The organism is Arthrobacter ipis, assembly GCF_014694315.1.
Classification (GTDB): Bacteria; Actinomycetota; Actinomycetes; order Actinomycetales; family Micrococcaceae; genus Arthrobacter; species Arthrobacter ipis.
In genome coordinates, this window is sequence record NZ_JAAOXD010000001.1 from 469,665 (window position 1) to 486,909 (window position 17,245).

The 17,245-nt window shown below is 64.9% G+C and carries 14 protein-coding genes; 10 read left to right on the forward strand and 4 right to left on the reverse strand.

The window, feature by feature from the left end; genetic code table 11:
- The first annotated feature begins 19 nt into the window (after positions 1 to 19).
- Positions 20 to 1,147, forward strand: a complete 1,128-nt coding sequence (locus G9E11_RS02230) for a class I SAM-dependent methyltransferase (protein ID WP_190602548.1) — start codon at positions 20 to 22, stop codon at positions 1,145 to 1,147.
- A gap of 121 nt (positions 1,148 to 1,268) precedes the next feature.
- A complete protein-coding gene (locus G9E11_RS02235) occupies positions 1,269 to 2,522 on the forward strand; it encodes an ROK family protein (RefSeq protein WP_246468642.1) in 1,254 nt (417 codons plus the stop codon).
- 3 nt (positions 2,523 to 2,525) lie between these two features.
- On the opposite strand, the gene G9E11_RS02240 is transcribed toward G9E11_RS02235, so the two are convergent.
- Together G9E11_RS02240 and G9E11_RS02245 are read right to left on the reverse strand one after the other, a co-directional pair.
- The gene (locus G9E11_RS02240) at positions 2,526 to 2,723 is read right to left on the reverse strand and encodes a hypothetical protein (protein WP_102972413.1); all 198 of its coding nucleotides are present in this window, start codon (positions 2,721 to 2,723) and stop codon (positions 2,526 to 2,528) included.
- 91 nt (positions 2,724 to 2,814) lie between these two features.
- Positions 2,815 to 3,897 carry a hypothetical protein gene (locus G9E11_RS02245; RefSeq protein ID WP_194717747.1) on the reverse strand — a complete coding sequence of 361 codons (1,083 nt, stop codon included), beginning with the start codon at positions 3,895 to 3,897 and terminating at the stop codon, positions 2,815 to 2,817.
- Between the two features lie 679 nt (positions 3,898 to 4,576).
- On the opposite strand from G9E11_RS02245, the gene G9E11_RS02250 reads away from it, so the two are divergent.
- Positions 4,577 to 5,542 carry a methylenetetrahydrofolate reductase gene (locus G9E11_RS02250; protein WP_190602550.1) on the forward strand — a complete coding sequence of 322 codons (966 nt, stop codon included), beginning with the start codon at positions 4,577 to 4,579 and terminating at the stop codon, positions 5,540 to 5,542.
- 150 nt (positions 5,543 to 5,692) lie between these two features.
- Positions 5,693 to 8,041, forward strand: a complete 2,349-nt coding sequence (gene metE, locus G9E11_RS02255) for a 5-methyltetrahydropteroyltriglutamate--homocysteine S-methyltransferase (protein ID WP_190602552.1) — start codon at positions 5,693 to 5,695, stop codon at positions 8,039 to 8,041.
- Between the two features lie 186 nt (positions 8,042 to 8,227).
- On the opposite strand, the gene G9E11_RS02260 is transcribed toward metE, so the two are convergent.
- Together G9E11_RS02260 and G9E11_RS02265 are read right to left on the reverse strand one after the other, a co-directional pair.
- On the reverse strand, positions 8,228 to 8,737 hold the full coding sequence (locus tag G9E11_RS02260; RefSeq protein WP_190602553.1) for a DUF2004 domain-containing protein: 510 nt from the start codon (positions 8,735 to 8,737) through the stop codon (positions 8,228 to 8,230).
- Between the two features lie 45 nt (positions 8,738 to 8,782).
- Complete coding sequence (locus tag G9E11_RS02265; protein WP_190602555.1) at positions 8,783 to 9,700, reverse strand: LysR family transcriptional regulator; 918 nt, start codon at positions 9,698 to 9,700, stop codon at positions 8,783 to 8,785.
- A gap of 132 nt (positions 9,701 to 9,832) precedes the next feature.
- Here G9E11_RS02265 and G9E11_RS02270 point away from each other — a divergent pair, with 132 nt between their 5' ends.
- From G9E11_RS02270 to nrdE, 6 genes are all read left to right on the forward strand, one after another.
- Positions 9,833 to 11,203 carry an NAD(P)/FAD-dependent oxidoreductase gene (locus G9E11_RS02270; protein ID WP_246468643.1) on the forward strand — a complete coding sequence of 457 codons (1,371 nt, stop codon included), beginning with the start codon at positions 9,833 to 9,835 and terminating at the stop codon, positions 11,201 to 11,203.
- Positions 11,200 to 11,925 carry a DUF1365 domain-containing protein gene (locus tag G9E11_RS02275; protein WP_190602559.1) on the forward strand — a complete coding sequence of 242 codons (726 nt, stop codon included), beginning with the start codon at positions 11,200 to 11,202 and terminating at the stop codon, positions 11,923 to 11,925. The genes G9E11_RS02270 and G9E11_RS02275 overlap by 4 nt, the downstream gene beginning before the upstream one ends.
- Entirely contained in the window at positions 11,922 to 13,280 is a 1,359-nt protein-coding gene (locus tag G9E11_RS02280; RefSeq protein WP_414635167.1) for a class I SAM-dependent methyltransferase, read from the forward strand. The genes G9E11_RS02275 and G9E11_RS02280 overlap by 4 nt, the downstream gene beginning before the upstream one ends.
- A gap of 497 nt (positions 13,281 to 13,777) precedes the next feature.
- Positions 13,778 to 14,023, forward strand: a complete 246-nt coding sequence (nrdH, locus tag G9E11_RS02285) for a glutaredoxin-like protein NrdH (RefSeq protein ID WP_076802586.1) — start codon at positions 13,778 to 13,780, stop codon at positions 14,021 to 14,023.
- Positions 14,024 to 14,078: 55 nt separating this feature from the next.
- A complete protein-coding gene (gene nrdI / locus G9E11_RS02290) occupies positions 14,079 to 14,585 on the forward strand; it encodes a class Ib ribonucleoside-diphosphate reductase assembly flavoprotein NrdI (protein ID WP_194717748.1) in 507 nt (168 codons plus the stop codon).
- 26 nt (positions 14,586 to 14,611) lie between these two features.
- Complete coding sequence (nrdE, locus tag G9E11_RS02295) at positions 14,612 to 16,768, forward strand: class 1b ribonucleoside-diphosphate reductase subunit alpha (RefSeq protein ID WP_190602561.1); 2,157 nt, start codon at positions 14,612 to 14,614, stop codon at positions 16,766 to 16,768.
- The last annotated feature ends 477 nt before the right edge of the window (positions 16,769 to 17,245 follow it).

Here is a 17,245-nt window from a genome sequence, read left to right on the forward strand (position 1 = left end):
GAAGAGGCGGCGGCAACACGTGACGGAAAACGGTCTTGGGCAGGTCCTCGGCTTGCTTCGAAGGCACCCCGATGTCGAGGCCGCCAACCTGCAGGCGTGGGACGCCACTGACTCCCTCCTGCTGGACGCCGCCGCGGATCTGCTCTCCCCGGACAGTACGGTTGCCGTCATCGGGGACAACTACGGGGCGCTCACGCTCGGGCTGCTGGCCGGCGGTCCCCGTCCGGTGCCCGCCGAGGTGAAGGTGCACCAGGACCTGGTCACGGGGGAACGGGCGCTCCGCAACAATGCTGCGGCGCTGGGAGTTTCCGGAAGCTTTGCGCAGCTGCCGCTCGGCGCTGAACTGCTGGCCCGCGCGGACCTGGTGCTGTTGCAGCTACCCAAGACCCTCGCCGAACTCGAGGAAATTTCCGACGCCGTTGCCCGGCACGCGCCTGCCGGCGCTGTGTTGCTTGCCGGCGGCCGTCTTAAACACATGTCCCTGGGCATGAACGCCGTGCTGGGCAAATACTTCGGCACGGTGCAGCCGCAGCTGGCCCGGCAAAAATCACGGTTGCTCCTCGCCACCGGTGCGAAGCCTCCGGAAGGTGAACACAACGCCGAACTCGGCCTGGATATCTGCGCGCACGGGGCCGTTTTCGCGGGCACGCGTTTGGACATTGGAACCCGCTTCCTGCTGTCATTCCTGCCGCAGATCCCGGCCTCCGCCAAGGCCGTGGACCTGGGCTGCGGCACCGGGATCCTGGCGGCAATGTATGCCCGCCGGCACCCCGGAGCCGAGGTTATTGCCACGGACCGGTCCGCGGCCGCGGTGGCGTCGGCAAGGGCAACTGCCCGGGCCAACGGCCTGGCTGCCAGCATCACGGCTGTCCAGGATGACGCAATGAGCACCCTTCCGGCCGGGAGCGCGGACCTTATCCTGCTGAACCCCCCGTTCCACCTCGGTTCCAGCGTCCACGCCGGGGCGGGGCTGAAGCTCTTCGAGGCAGCCGGCCGGGTGCTGGCACCCGGAGGCCAGCTCTGGACGGTGTTCAACAGTCACCTGCGCTATACGACGGCTCTGGAGCGGCTGGTTGGTCCCACCACCGTGAGGGGCCGGAACCCCAAATTCACGGTGGCCGTCAGCGTCAGGCGGGATGCCAACTGAGCCCCGCCGGCCGTCGTCGAACGCGCCTGCAGTGCCCTGAGCGTGGGGCGTACCCGTTCACCGGGGCGTAACGTACGATTCAGACATTGATAGTGGCCAACAGAAGATGTTAGGGGAATCCTTGACCGAGATCCGCCAGCCCTCGCCGAGGCGCGGAACCAACCTGCCGCGGATGGGCGACTTCAACCTGACGGTCATTCTCGATGCCATCCGCCGTGCCGCCGGAGGGCTCAGCCGCGTTGAACTTGCCCAGATCGTTGGTCTTTCCCCGCAAACCATTTCGAACATTTCCCGCCGGCTGCTGGACCAGAACCTTATTGTCGAGGCGGGCAAAGAGGGCAGCGGACCAGGCAAGCCGCGAACTATCCTTCGCCTGAATCCCGCCGGCATGTATGCGGTCGGCGTGCATCTGGACCCTGCCGTAGCAACGTTCGTCGTCCTTGATCTCCTGGGTGCAGTGGTCCTGCATTCGAGCGTGAAAACGCCGGACAGCTCCCGGCCCGAGGCGGTCATTACCGCCATTGCCGCCGAAATCGACAGGCTGATCGAGGCCTCGGGTGTGGATCGCGCCAAGATTGCCGGCCTGGGCGTCGCGGCACCCGGACCTATCGACCACGACAACGGCACGGTGGTGGAGCCGCCGCTCATGGATGGCTGGGACAGCGTTCCGCTCCGGGATGCGCTCGCTGAGGCGACAGGACTGTCTGTGCTGATGGACAAGGACGTCACCAGCGCGGCAGTCGCGGAAACGTGGGCCGGCGGAGCCAGCGGCGCCGGCAGCTTTGTTTTCATGTACATGGGCACCGGGATTGGCTGCGGCATTGTCCTCAATGACGAGGTGGTCCGCGGGACGTCAGGCAACGCCGGCGAAATCGGCCACATCATCGTTGACCCTGACGGAGCGCCCTGCGACTGCGGGTTGCGCGGCTGCGTCAAGTCCACCTGCATACCCCAGGTCCTCGTCGCGCAGGCCCAAGCTGCGGGCATTCTGGATGAGCCCGGAACGGCCACCAGCAACTCTGCCGTCCAGGAAAGGTTTGCCATGCTCTGCGAAGCAGCCGACGCCGGCAACAGCGAAGCGGCTGACATCATCGACAAATCAGCCGAACTGGTGGCCCGGGCGGCGTCAGTGGTGGCCAACACGCTGGACGTGGACCGGGTGGTGTTTGGCGGCCCCTTCTGGCCGCTGCTGTCCGCGCGCTACCTGGCGAAGGTCCCCGGCCTGATCCAGCAGAACAGCGACGCCGGCAACATCCACGCCGTCGAAGTCGTGGGCACGGGCGTGGGGGAGGACGTGGGAGCCGTGGGCGCTGCATGCCTGGTCCTTGAGCACACCCTTGCGCCCCGGGCCCAGCGGCTGCTGCTGGAGGGCTGAGCCCTAGTCGATGTCCTCGACGATTGTCCCGTAGGGAATTGTGTCGTCGAGGTGTGCCTGGTGCCCTCGGGGGATGTACAGCACCCGGACGCCGTGCAGCTGGTCCGCTGCCGACTGGAGGAGGATGGGACGGACCATGTCAACGAAGCTTGGGTCCTTGCCAACGAGATATTCCTCGTAGCTGGCTGGAAGCTGGATCATGGCATCAGAATAGACCGGATTGTGGGCCAAGGGGAGGGTGCCCGGTAACCTGCCGCCGGGCACCCGTTCCGGTGTTGGGCGCTCGTCCTGACTAGTAGCCGGGCTGAACAGTTGGGCTGTCGCCGGTAGCCGGGCTGCTGGCAGGCCCAGACGATTCAGTGGCAACCTCAGCCTTATCCGTCTTGGCATAGACGTTCTTGCTGACCTGGTAGGCATGCTGGTCGAGCTTGAGCGCCTCCTGATTGATTTCCTTCAGCTTGGCGTCGGTGAGCTGTTCGATCTTGGTGAGCTCCAGTGTCTCCTGGTCCGTTCCGCCTACAGCTGTCACCTTCACCAAACCCGTTCCGGCCGAGTAGAACTTCCGCTGGTGGCCTACCGCAGGCTCCAGCGGGTTGCGTTCGTCGATGACCAGAACATCGTCATAGCAGCCCGTGGCGACGCACACATGCTCGTTCTGCTTTAAGACCTGCCCGCAGTCCAGGAAGTCGACGCTCGCTGCGTGGGCCTGGACATAACTGGGCGTGTTTGTCTGGGGGTCCGCCTGCATGGCGATTCCGGCCTGCGCCTCATCCACGCTATGGATGAAGGTGGAGGGGGCGCCCGTGAACTTCCCGCCTTCATATTCCTCCGGGTATTCGCCGAACAGCCAGACGGTGCCGCTCTGCGTCTGCGCGAAGAAAGCCAGTTCGGATTCCACGAGCTCACCGTCGGCGTAGTCCCGGTCCCACATGACCTGGGTCTTCACGCCGTCGATGACCTTGGTCAGTCCCGTTATTGAGTGCACAACTGTCCGTTTGATGTCTCCCTCGGCACTCTTGACGTCGCCCGTGGTGGTGTACTGCATGCCCGGCTTGAGCGGGAACCATTTGTTGTCCACGTTGGGCGATGACTGGAATTGGGAGATGTCAAAGTTGATCGCGGAGCCGGGCCCGCAAAGCTCGTCCGCGCCGGCTGTCCCGGTTGAACCGGGGGTGGCGGATCCCGAAGCCGCAGATCCGGTTGGGGAGGCCGCGGCCGACGTCTCTGTCGGTGCGGCGGAACCGGAAGTGGCCTGCGGGGCGGCATTTTGCTGTGGGGCGCAGGACGTAACTGTGGCCAGCGCGACGAGGAGCACAAGGGCGGAGCCCGGAGTGGACGGTGATTTGGAACGGGGTGGTTTGTGAAGCTGGAACATCTCGGTGGCCTTTCGCCGTAAGGATTTCTGGCTTCCAGCAACTCCACCGCGGCGTCAGTGCCGTGCCCGGCCGCTGCAGAACGCTGGCTAACCGCGCCCTGCCGGCGGGCGAATCATGGGACGGGACGGTGCAGGCTCCGGTGGGCGCGGATAATGCTCTCTCGGGACGATTCACCGAGGAAGAACCAGAAGAAGCATCCAGCCTCCTCAACCTGAGACCTTGCCGAATCCGATACGACGTGACAAAAGAATGGACTAATATCCTGGGTTTGGAAAGAGGTCCGCCCGGGCAGTGCCGGCGGCTCACCTACCCCAGAGTCCCTTTTGGCGAAGATAATTCTGAACGGGCAATCCAATCGGGCGTAAAGCAGCGTCTTAATTCGGCGTCAACTTGAAGGCGTGCCCGGATGGCTTCTAGAGTTCTATACAAGTTACCCAGGTAACGTGTCAGCGATCCTCCGCTGCGGATGTGCCGCCTGCCGGCCGCCAAGGAGGGTGTGGGTGCCCCCATGTGGGCCTGACATTTGCTCACGGTGGACTTCTTTACAGGCGTAACAGTCGCGGCTGCGCCCTGCCGAAGTTCGTCCCGTGTTCCCCAAACTCAATTCATTGACCGCTTGCTGCCTGGGCTTCCCGCCATGGCAGCGCCGCCTTCAATGGCCCAAAGCCAAGGACGCAAATGTCGCCACCAAGCCTTATTGAAACACATCCAAATCTTTCCGACACCGCGCCGGTGGCGCTTTCCTATGAGCTGTTTCCGCCCCGTTCGCCCGCTGCCGCGGAGACCCTGTGGAACACCATCCGGGAACTGGAAGCCACCGATCCCGATTACGTATCGGTTACCTACGGTGCCAGCGGCTCCAACCGGGACACCGCCGTCGAACTCATCAATCGACTGGTGCTGGAGACCACCCTCCGCCCGCTTGCCCACCTGACATGTGTGGGCAACACGCCGGCAGAGCTTGCGGAAATCATCGGTGAACTGCTCGACGCCGGCGTCCGCGGAATCCTTGCCCTCCGCGGCGACCTGCCCAAGGACAGCGGCGAACCGGTCAGCGGTTCGCTGCGCTACGCCCAGGACCTGATTGAGCTCATCCGCCGCGTGGAGCAGCGCCGCTCGGCCCTGCTGTGCGCCGGGAAGGTTGCCGTTGGCGTAGCAGCCTACCCCACGCGGCATCCGGAATCGCCCAGCGAGGCCCATGACGTGGAGGTGCTGCTGGCCAAACAGCGGTCCGGTGCCGACTTCGCGATCACCCAGGTCTTCTTCCGCACGGAGCAATACGCGGATCTCGTGACCAGGGCACGCCGGGCGGGCGTCACCATCCCCATCATCCCCGGCGTCATGCCGCTCACCAGCCTGCGGAGGCTCAAGCGCCTCGGCGAGCTGACCGGCGTCGAACCCGCCCCGGAGCTCATCGAGCGGATGGCTGCCGCGGATACCGACGCCGAGCGGCTCCGGATCGGCGTCAGCGCAACGGTGGACCTGGCCAACGCGGCCCTGGACGCCGGTGCACCCGGACTCCACATCTACACGTTCAATGAGCACCAGAGCGCGCTGCAGGTGCTGGACAAGCTGTCGCTTGCCCGGCCGGCACGCCCGTCGAGCCGCCTGAACGCACTCGCCCGCCGCCAGCTCGCCAGCTGACCGGATTCCCCGCCGCCAGCTCGCCCGCTGACCGGATTTCACCTGCAGTCAGCTCGCCCGCTGATCGCATCCGCCTGCCGTCAGCCTGCCAGCTGACCGCATTCCTCCCCCCGACATTGACAGCATTTCGCAACCATTCAAGGAACTGACATGACTGAACAGAACACCGCGTTCCCGTCCGCCTCCATCCTCGGCTACCCCCGCATCGGCCGCCGCCGCGAGCTGAAGAAGGCCGTTGAAGCCTACTGGGCAGGCAAGATCGACGCCGTTGCCCTGGACGCCGCCGCCAAGGAGATCCAGCTGGGCACCGCCAAGCGCCTGCAGGGCCTCGGGCTTACCGAAGCAGCAGCCGTTCCGGGCACGTTCTCCTTCTACGACCAGGTGCTCGACGCCGCTGCCCACGTCGGTGCCGTTCCCGCCCGTTTCGGCAACCTCCTCAACGCCGAGGGACAGCTGGACATCGACGGCTACTTCACCCTGGCCCGCGGCAACAAGGAACAGCAGCCGCTTGAAATGACCAAGTGGTTCGACACCAACTACCACTACCTCGTGCCGGAAATCGGCCCGGAGACCAACTTCTCGCTGACCTCAAACCGCATCGTTGAGGAGTTCGAATACGCCCTCGCCAACGGCGTGGAGACCCGCCCGTACATCGTCGGCCCCGTCACCTTCCTGCTGCTGAGCAAGGCTTCCGACGACGCCCCCGCTGGCTTCAGCCCGCTGTCCCGCCTCGAGGACATCCTGCCGGTCTACACCGCGCTGCTCGGGAAGCTGGCCGCCGCTGGCGCCAGCTGGATCCAGCTGGACGAGCCCGCCCTGGTTGTGGACCAGGACACCCCTGAGCAGGAGATCCAGGCCGCCGTAGCCCGTGCCTACGAGGTCCTCGCCGCTGCCGCCAGCCGCCCGCAGCTGTTCGTCTCCACTCCGTACGGCGCACTCAACGGCCAGCTCGGCACCCTTGCCGCTACGGACATTGACGCCCTGCACATCGACGTCTTCAAGGGCGAGGTTCCCTCCGCCGCAGCCCTGGCTGCGCTGGGCAGCAAGACCCTCGTTGCTGGCGTCGTGGACGGCCACAACATCTGGCGCAACGATCTTGCCGCCTCGGCTAACAAGATCGCCGAACTGCAGAAGAGCGTCGCCAAGCTGGCCATCAGCACCTCCACCTCCACCCAGCACGTCCCGCACGACGTCACAGAAGAGGCCCAGCTGTCCGAGCAGCTGCGCAGCTGGCTGGCTTTCGCCGACCAGAAGGCCGTTGAGGTTGTGACCCTCGCCGGCCTGCTGACCGACGCCGCCACCGGTGTTCAATCAAGGGATGTCCAGCCGGCCATCGACGAGGCCACCCGCGTCATCGCCTCCCGCGCCGAAGCCGAGGGTGTCCGCCGCGCCGACGTCCGCGCCCGTACCGAGGCCCTGACCCCGGCCGACTTCAACCGCTCCGAGTACGCGGTCCGCGAAGCCGCCCAGGAAGCTGCACTGCACCTGCCGCCGCTGCCCACCACCACCATCGGCTCGTTCCCGCAGACCTCGGAAATCCGTTCGGCCCGCGCCCGCAACAACAAGGGGGACCTGACCAACGAGCAGTACGAACAGCTCATGAAGGACGAGATCAAGCGTGTTGTTGAGCTGCAGGAAGAGCTCGGCTACGACGTCCTGGTACATGGCGAGCCCGAGCGCAACGACATGGTCCAGTACTTCGCCGAGAACCTCGAAGGCTTCGACGTCACGGTCCACGGCTGGGTCCAGTCCTACGGCTCCCGCTGCACCCGCCCGTCCATCCTCTGGGGCGACGTCACCCGCAGCGCCCCCATCACGGTGGCCTGGGCGGAATACGCCCAGTCCCTGACCAACAAGCCGATGAAGGGCATGCTCACCGGTCCGGTCACCATCCTGGCCTGGTCCTTCGTCCGCGACGACCAGCCCTTGGGCGAGACCGCCAACCAGGTGGGCCTGGCCCTGCGCGATGAGATCGCCGACCTCGAAGCTGCCGGCATCAAGATCATCCAGGTTGACGAGCCCGCCCTGCGTGAACTGCTCCCGCTGCGCAAGGCAGACCAGCCCGCCTACCTGGAGTGGTCCGTCAACTCCTTCCGCCTGTCCACCGCCGGTGCGGCCGACGCCACGCAGATCCACACGCACCTGTGCTACTCCGAGTTCGGCGCGATCATCGATGCCATCGACGGCCTGGACGCCGACGTGACCTCGATCGAAGCTGCCCGTTCCCGCATGGAGGTTGTCCACGACCTCGAGTCCCACGGCTTCGGCCGCGGCGTCGGGCCCGGCGTTTACGACATCCACTCGCCGCGCGTCCCGGGCAAGCAGGAAGTCACCGAACTGCTGAGCACCGCCGTGAAGCACGTTCCGTCCCGCCAGCTCTGGGTCAACCCGGACTGCGGCCTGAAGACCCGCGGCTACGCCGAGACCGAAGCGTCTCTGCGCAACCTGGTCGAGGCCACCAAGACGGTCCGCGCCGAGCTGCTCGAAGGCGCCAAGTAGTAAAAAAGCACCACGAACGAACCGGCGCCCGTCACCGAAAAGGTGACGGGCGCCGTCGTTATTAACCATCGACTGCTCCCCACCGGCTCCCTCGCCTCACAAGTTCGGCCAGGGAACCCTGCCGGCGTGGGCCCAGCGCCGTTTTCAGCGCGCAAAAGGGCAGTTATGGAGCAATCGATGGGAGGTTCAGGACTCCCAGACGATTTCGTCGTCGACGACGCCGTCCTCGTCCGCGGACGCCACCAGGACCTCGTCGGTGAAGTGCTCGCCCAGGGTGAAGTCCAGGACGAAGTAGCGTTCGGGCTGGCCGGGGTAGATTCCCACGTGGCCGAGCTTCAGGGCCTTGAGGAACACCGCATTGGTGAGCTGGCTCTTCTCCTTCACGCCGAAGACCTTCTGCAGGTGCTCGTCCTTGATGGCGTTGCAGTGGAAGCGGAGGTATTCCTGCGGGCTGGTGCCATCCTGCTCGAGTTCCTCGGCGATCATCTCCCTCACCTCGTCCACGAGCTCGGGGAGGTACCGCAGCCGGTAGTCCACCTTGTGCATGGCCGCTTCGTCGAAGTGGTCATGGGCGTTGATGTTCAGGTCCAGCTCAAGGCGTTGTCCGGCCAGTTCGTGCTCCGCGGCAACGTTATGGTCCCTGCCGTGGTTCAGCTCGATTACTCCGAAGTGCTGGCTCGCTACCTTGGTGGTCATATCTTCAACATAGACCCGAAAAGCAGAGCATTCCAGCATCGGGGATCATTTAACTGACTGCCCCAGGCCGCCCATCGTTTCGGCCAGCAGGTCAACGAACAGCTGTACCCGGGCCGTCTTCTTGTCGTTGATGAGCAGCGCGAAGACGTTGCGGGCCAGCCGGATTTCAGGAACGTCCAGCACCACGACGCCGGCCGGCCGGTGCAGCAGCGCAAGTTCCGGCACCAGCGCCGCCCCCAGCCCGGCGGCGGCCATTTCGAGGCTGGCATGGAAGTCGTCGCTGTACGCCACCACGCGCGGGTGGAGGTTGCAGCCGGCGAAGAGCCGCTCAATGACGGTGGCATCGCTCGTGCCGGGGTGGTGCATGATCCACGGCATGTCCGACAGATGGTCCGCGGCCACTTTCGCCTCGCTGCGGAATCCCCAGCCGGCGGGAAGGACCACGCGGAAGTTGTCGTCACCGATCCACTGCCGGTTGATGGTGTGGGGCCAGGCCAGCCCGGACTGTCCCACCTGGTACACCAGCGCCACATCTGTGTCGCCGCCGGTGCGCAGCCCCTGGATGGTCTGGGCGGGTTCGGCGACGGATACCCGCAGGTCGATCCCCAGGTCCTTCCACGCGGGACTGCGCAGGATCCGCGGCAGCACATAGGTGGCGAGGCTCGGGAAGATACCCAGCCGCAGCTCCTGGCTCGTGGCGTCCTGCGTTTTGGAGGCCGCGGCCATCAGCGCCTCGATGTCCGTCAGGACCTTGGCTGCGTGGCGCGCCATAACCATCGCGGCGTCCGTAGGAACCACGCTCCGGGCGGAGCGCTGGAACAGGCGGACGCCCGTGTCACGCTCCAGGGCGGACATCTGCTGGGACACGGCTGAGGCGGTGTAGCCAAGCCTGCTCGCCGCGGCCGCGAAGGAACCAAGCCGCGTCACCTCAAGGAGCGTCCTCAAATGCACGGGGTTGACCACCAGCCAACCTTACTCCGGCCGCTCAGTGGCAGGAAAAGCGGCGAAAAAAGGCCACCCATCCGGCACGCAGTACTGCTCCGAATAGCCCGTAACTACCAATTCCCCGGCAACTGTTCAGCAGAGGAGCGAAGATTGTCACCGAGCCCAGCATGGAGTGCAGACGAGAGGCGGCGGGTCGCCGTCGTCGGAAGCGGAGTGGCGGGCCTGACGGCCGCGCATATCCTCAGCCGCCGGGACCACGTGACCCTCTTCGAGGCGGATTCCCGGCCGGGCGGACATGCCCACACGCACGACGTCCCGCAGGACTCGGGGAGCCTCGCCGTGGACACCGGCTTCATTGTGCACAACAACCGCACCTACCCGAACCTCATCCGGCTGTTCGCTGAGCTCGGCGTCGAGACGCAGAATTCGGACATGACCATGAGCATCCGCTGCGACGGCTGCGGCCTGGAGTACGCCGGGGCCAAGGGCGCTTCCGGTGTCTTTGCCAGGCCTGCCAACCTCGCACGGCCCCGGTTCCTGCTGATGCTTGCCGAGATCCTGCGGTTCTGGCGGAAGGCGCGGGCGCTGCTGGCCGCCGGCGCGTCACGTCCCGGGGGACAGGAGGAAACGCTGGGCGAGTTCCTTGCACGCGAACGCTTCAGCGACTACTTCACCTCGCACTTCATGGCGCCGGTGGTCAGCGCGGTCTGGTCCTGCGACCCCACCACCGCCCTCGCCTATCCCGCCCGGTACCTCTTCACCTTTCTCGAACACCACGGCATGCTCGGCGTCAAAGGCTCGCCGCAGTGGAAGACGGTGAAGGGAGGATCCCGGCGCTATGTTGACCGTGTGGTCGACGGTCTCCAGGATGTCCGCCTCTCCAGTGCTGTCCTCGCCGTGCACCGGATCCCAACCGGAGTGGAGATTACGACGGCGGCCGGAACCGAGCACTTCGACGCCGCGGTCATCGCGGCGCACCCCCGCGAAGCACTTGCCATGATGGCGGAGCCGAGCCCGGCAGAGGTCCAGATTCTGGGGCACATCCCGTATTCCGTCAACCACATCAAGTTCCACCGCGATCCGGCGGTCCTGCCGCGCAGCGGCGCTGCCCGCGCGTCGTGGAACTACCGGCTGCCGTCCTGTACTGCCCGTCCCGGGCACGTCCTGGTCAGCTACGACCTCACGCGGCTGCAGCGGCTCACCCCCGGCGACGGCGGCAGCTACATCGTGAGCCTCGGCGAATCGGAACTGATCGAACCGGAGTCCGTGCTGCAGGACCTCGTGTATGAGCACCCCCAGTACACGCCTGAATCCATGGCCGCCCAGGGGAGACTCGGGGAGTTGGGCGATCACCGGCTGGCTTTCGCGGGGGCCTACCACGGCTGGGGATTCCACGAGGACGGCGCCGCCTCCGGTGTGCGCGCGGCCGCCCAGCTTGGCCGCGAGTGGGAGGACCCTTTCGCTTTTGTTTCGGACCCTGCGGCTACGGATGCCGGGCAGGCCGCGGAGCTAGTGCCATGACCGCGGCGATCTACCGGACCAGCATCCGCCATGTGCGGCGCGATCCGCTGAAGAACGCCTTCACCTACCGCAGCTACAGCTGGTATGTCGACGTCGACAACCTGCCAAGACTGCCCTGGTGGCTGCGGCCCCTCGCCGGATTCCATGCGAAGGACCATCTGGGGGATCCCGCGGCAAGCATCCGCGAGAACGTGGACCGCTTCCTCGCCGTGAACGGCGTAGAGCCCGACGGCGGCACGGTCACCATGCTGGCCAACGCCAGGGTGCTGGGACACGTCTTCAACCCGATCAGCATCTTCTGGTGCCACCGTGCCGACGGCGCGCTGCGCGCTGTCATCGCCGAGGTCCACAACACCTACGGCGAACGGCACTGCTACCTTCTGCATCCCGACGGCGCCGGCCGTGCGCGCACCAACAAGGAATTCTTCGTGTCCCCGTTCAACGAGGTGGACGGCAGCTACCGGATGAGCCTGCCCGAACCGGCGGGAGGGCTCGCCGTGGCAGTGGTGCTGGAGCGCCCCGGGCGGAAGCCTTTCACCGCCACCATGACCGGCGTCCGGCGGCCCGCCACAGCCGGCAGCATCCTGGCGGCGGCGGCCGCGGTTCCGCTTGCGCCGCTCCGCCTGGTGCTGCAGATCCGCTGGCAGGGAATCAAACTCTGGGCCCGCGGGTTGCCCACCACCCACCGTCCCGACCACCGAGCACAGGAGGCCGTCTCGTGACTCTCACAGATCCGTCCTACACAGATCCGTCTTATGGGGACGCTCCGCACCAGGACAACACGCCAGGTGAGGGCTTCCGGGTACCGCCGGCGCCGGAGACCGTCGACGCGGCGGTGTGGCCCGGCGTCGCCCATCCGCCCTCGGGGGTAAAGGCGCAGGTGGCCGGCAAGGCCGCGGATTCCCTGTTCCGGGCGGCGGTCCGCCGCCTGCCGCTGCGGGTGGAATACCCCGACGGGACGGTGCTGGGCACCGGCGGTGCAGGCGCGCCGGCGATGACCGTGGTGCGTCCGGTGGACTTCGCGGTCCGGATTGGCGACAACGGGCTGATCGGACTGGGGGAGTCCTTCATGGCGGGGGACTGGGAGGCGTTCGACCTCGCCGCCGTCCTGGAGGTGTTTGCCTCCTCGGTGGACACGCTCATTCCCGCGCCGCTGCAGAGACTCCGGAGCCTGTACCTGCCGCGGGCGCCCCGGCAGGAGCGCAACACCGAGCAGAATACCCGCGGCAACATCTCCCGGCACTACGACCTCTCCAACGAGCTGTTCGGCAGCTTCCTGGACCGGACCATGAGCTACTCCTCGGCGCTCTTTCCAGCCTCGGCGGGCCAGCTGGCTGAGGTGGGCTGGGACGCCCTGGCGGCAGCACAGCACGCCAAGATCGACAGGCTGCTGGACAAGGCCGGGGTAGGGGAAGGTACGCGGCTGCTGGAGATCGGCACCGGCTGGGGAGAACTGGCCCTGCGGGCCGCAGCCCGGGGGGCCAGCGTGTACACGGTGACTCTCTCCAGTGAGCAGCAGACGCTCGCACAGCAGCGGATCGAGGAAGCCGGCTTCTCCGGGCAGGTCACGGTGGGTCTGCAGGACTACCGCGCCGTGGAAGGCGAGTACGACGCCGTCGTATCCGTGGAGATGATCGAGGCGGTGGGATACGACTACTGGCCCGTCTACTTCCAGACCATCGACCGGGTACTGGCGCCCGGCGGCAAGGTGGCCATTCAGGCCATCACCATGCCGCACGGCCGGATGCTCGCCACCCGCAACGCCTACACCTGGGTGCACAAGTACATCTTCCCCGGCGGGTTCCTGCCCTCGGTGCGGGCGATCGAGAGCGTCACGGAGCAGCACACCACCCTGCGGGTCCGTGAGCGCCGGGGGATGGGCGACCACTACGCCGCCACCCTGAGGCTGTGGGAGGAGCGGTTCCTGCAGCGTGCGCAGGAGGTGCGCGGGCTCGGATTCGACGAGGTCTTCCAGCGGATGTGGCTGTTCTACCTTTGCTACTCCCGGGCCGGCTTCCAGTCCGGATACCTGGATGTGCAGCAGATCGTCCTCGACCGCCGCGAGGCACAGCTCTAGCCGCCGGGAGGCTCAGCTCTAGCCGCCGGGAGGCTCAGCTCTAGCCTGGCGTTCGCTTAATCACAGCGGGGGTCCCGAAGCATGCTTCGGGACCCCCGCTGTTGTGTTCCGGCCCACTCAAAAGGTGCCGTCGGGGGTGCCGCGACACGCCGTCTTCGGGGCGACACGCTGGGGTTTAAATGTGGCTAAGTACTCCACAGGGTGTGGATTCCGTCCATCAAAAACCCGGAAATCCGGACATTTTGAGGGCACCGGCCTGTGGATTAAAAGTGCATTAAATGACATACTTGTAATACATCATCTTGGGGTCCCCTCCGGGGCCGCGCACTACATGTAGTATCGACATACAGATTGAGCGAGTGACCGGCGCAGGCCAGTACTGGACGGTAAGGTCCGGGCAGAGTCCACCGTTAGATGCCAGAGATTTCAATACCGAGACACCAGCAAGGTCTCAGAAGAGTGCAGCAGCAGTGACTTCAACAAAGGGGACAGGAACCATGACCGTTACGGTTTACACCAAGCCGGCCTGCGTACAGTGCAACGCCACCTACCGTGCACTGGACAAGAAGGGTATCGCCTACCAGAGCGTGGACATCTCCCAGGACGCGGACGCCCTTGAGCGCCTGAAGTCGCTCGGCTACATGCAGGCGCCGGTCGTCGTCACGGACCAGGACCACTGGTCCGGTTTCCGCCCGGACAAGATCGAAGAGCTGGCGCTGAGCGCCTCCGCTTCTGTGGCCTAAGGCTACGCCAACGCCGTTTCCGGCAGAGAATTCGCACGTAGATGAGGTGACTCCCATGGCCGCACCGGCACTTGCCGATGCGCCGGCCGCAGCCCGTGCTGCGGACACGACGCCCGTCAACCAGACACCGCCTGTGAACCAGACTCACAGCCGCCTCATCTACTTTTCCTCGGCCTCGGAGAACACCAGCCGCTTTATCGCGAAGCTTGGTGCGGACGCGGCCAGGATCCCCCTGCACGCCAAGGATGAACGCCTTGTTGCCTGTGAACCGTTCGTGCTCGTGGTCCCCACCTACGGCGGGACGGGCGGCGAGGGCTCAGTGCCCAAGCAGGTCATCAGGTTCCTGAACAACCCGGACAACCGGCGCCTGCTCCGCGGCGTCATAGGTGCCGGAAACACGAATTTCGGGGACAACTACTGCATGGCGGGCGACATCATCGCCGCCAAATGCAAGGTCCCCCATCTATACAGGTTTGAACTCATGGGTACGCCGGAAGACGTCTCCCGCGTACGAAAAGGATTGGAAGAGTTTTGGACACGACTGTCGCAGACACAGAAGTAACCAGGCCCGAAGGAAAGGACGCGTCCATGGACACGGCTCTTGAAAAGCTGGAGAAGCCGGCGCTCCCCGCTGCCTACAAGGGCCTGGGCTACCACGAGCTGAACGCGATGCTGAACCTGTACGGTCCGAACGGCGAGATCCAGTTCGAGGCCGACCGCGAGGCGGCGCACCAGTACTTCCTGCAGCACGTGAACAACAACACGGTCTTCTTCCACGACCTGGAGGAAAAGCTCGAGTACCTCGTCAAGAACGAGTACTACGAGCGCGAAACCCTCGACCAGTACACGATGAACTTCATCCGGGAGCTCTTCAACCGCGCGTACAAGAAGAAGTTCCGGTTTGAGACGTTTCTGGGCGCCTTCAAGTTCTACACGTCCTACACGCTGAAGACGTTCGACGGCAAGCGCTTCCTGGAGCGCTACGAGGACCGCGTGTGCATGGTTGCCCTGCACCTGGCCCGCGGCAACGAGCAGCTGGCCACCCAGATGGTCGACGAGATCATCGAGGGCCGCTTCCAGCCTGCTACCCCGACGTTCCTGAACGCCGGCAAGAAGCAGCGCGGCGAGCTGGTCTCCTGCTTCCTGCTCCGCATCGAAGACAACATGGAATCGATCGGCCGCTCAATCAACTCTGCCCTGCAGCTGTCCAAGCGCGGCGGCGGCGTAGCGTTCGCGCTGACCAACATCCGCGAGGTCGGTGCGCCGATCAAGCAGATCGAGAACCAGTCCTCGGGCGTCATCCCCGTGATGAAGCTCCTCGAAGACAGCTTCTCCTACGCCAACCAGCTCGGTGCCCGCCAGGGCGCCGGTGCCGTGTACCTGCACGCCCACCACCCGGACATCTACCGGTTCCTGGATACCAAGCGGGAGAACGCGGACGAGAAGGTCCGCATCAAGACCCTCTCGCTCGGCGTCGTGATCCCGGACATCACCTTCGAGCTGGCCAAGAAGGACGAGGACATGTACCTGTTCTCGCCGTACGACGTCGAACGCGTCTACGGGATGCCGTTCTCCGACGTCTCGGTCACCGAGAAGTACTACGAGATGGTGGACGATTCCCGGATCAAGAAGACCAAGATCAAGGCGCGCGAGTTCTTCCAGACCCTCGCTGAGATCCAGTTCGAGTCCGGCTACCCCTACATCATGTTCGAGGACACTGTTAACCGGGAGAACCCGATTGACGGCAAGATCATCATGTCCAACCTGTGCTCGGAGATCCTCCAGGTCTCGCAGCCCACGACGTACCACGATGACCTGTCCTACGACGAGACCGGCAAGGACATCTCCTGCAACCTGGGCTCGCTGAACATCGCGAAGACCATGGACTCGCCGGACTTCGGCCGGACCATCGAAACAGCCATCCGCTCTCTTTCGGCTGTTTCGGACATGTCGAACATCACCTCGGTGCCGTCCATCGCCCGCGGCAACGACCAGAGTCACGCGATCGGCCTGGGCCAGATGAACCTGCACGGCTACTTAGCGCGTGAGCGGGTCCACTACGGCTCCGAAGAGGGCCTGGACTTCACCAACATTTACTTCTACTCCGTGGTGTACCACGCGGTGCGCGCGTCGAACCTGCTCTCCATCGAAACCGGCCAGACGTTCGGAGGCTTCGAGAAGTCCAAGTACGCCTCGGGCGAGTTCTTCGACAAGTACACCGAGCAGGAGTGGGTGCCGCAGACCGAGAAGGTCAGGGAGCTCTTCAAGGACGTGCACATCCCCACCCAGGATGACTGGCGCGCGCTGAAGGCTTCCGTCATGGCGCACGGCATCTACAACCAGAACCTGCAGGCCGTCCCGCCCACCGGCTCGATCTCCTACATCAACAACTCCACCTCCTCGATCCACCCGGTGGCGTCCAAGATTGAGATCCGCAAGGAAGGCAAGCTGGGCCGCGTGTACTACCCGGCGCCGTATCTCACCAACGACAACCTGGAGTTTTACGAGGACGCGTACGAGATCGGCTACGAGAAAGTCATCGACACGTACGCCGCCGCCACGCAGCACGTGGACCAGGGCCTGTCGCTGACCCTGTTCTTCAAGGACACCGCCACCACCCGCGACATCAACAAGGCCCAGATCTATGCCTGGAAGAAGGGCATCAAGACCATCTACTACATCCGTCTCCGCCAGCTCGCGCTGGAAGGGACGGAGGTTGAGGGCTGCGTCTCATGCATGTTGTGATCAACTGATTTCGGTTGATTTTTGCCGAGTACGACGGCGGGTGCCCGCCCGCCGGCGTACGCCCAAGACTTAAAAGCTTGAGGGGCCGTGCTCGAACACAGCCCCTCAACAAAGTCCCGGAAACGAGACAGTTCCAAGTTCTACCCTGGACTGTTGAGTTTACAGGAGTTGCTGGCCTTCTGTCGAAGGCCCTCCGTCCGGGCATAGTTCCGGAAAGGAGTTGGTAGCTATGGCTTATGTGCGACGCACTATTCGCCGGACTATCCGGGTCACGATTCGGCCCATGTAGGGCTGTGCGTGATCCACTCACTAGCTCAACAGAGAGGAGGAAACCTCCAATGGCTAACGGTTCATATCGCAGCGCCAAGACCGGACGTTATGTAACGCCGAAGTACGGAAAGTCGCACCCGTCGACGACCGTAAAAGAGTCCAAGTAGCCAGTGAACGACCGTTAGTGGAGCACATCCGTGTCTCCAC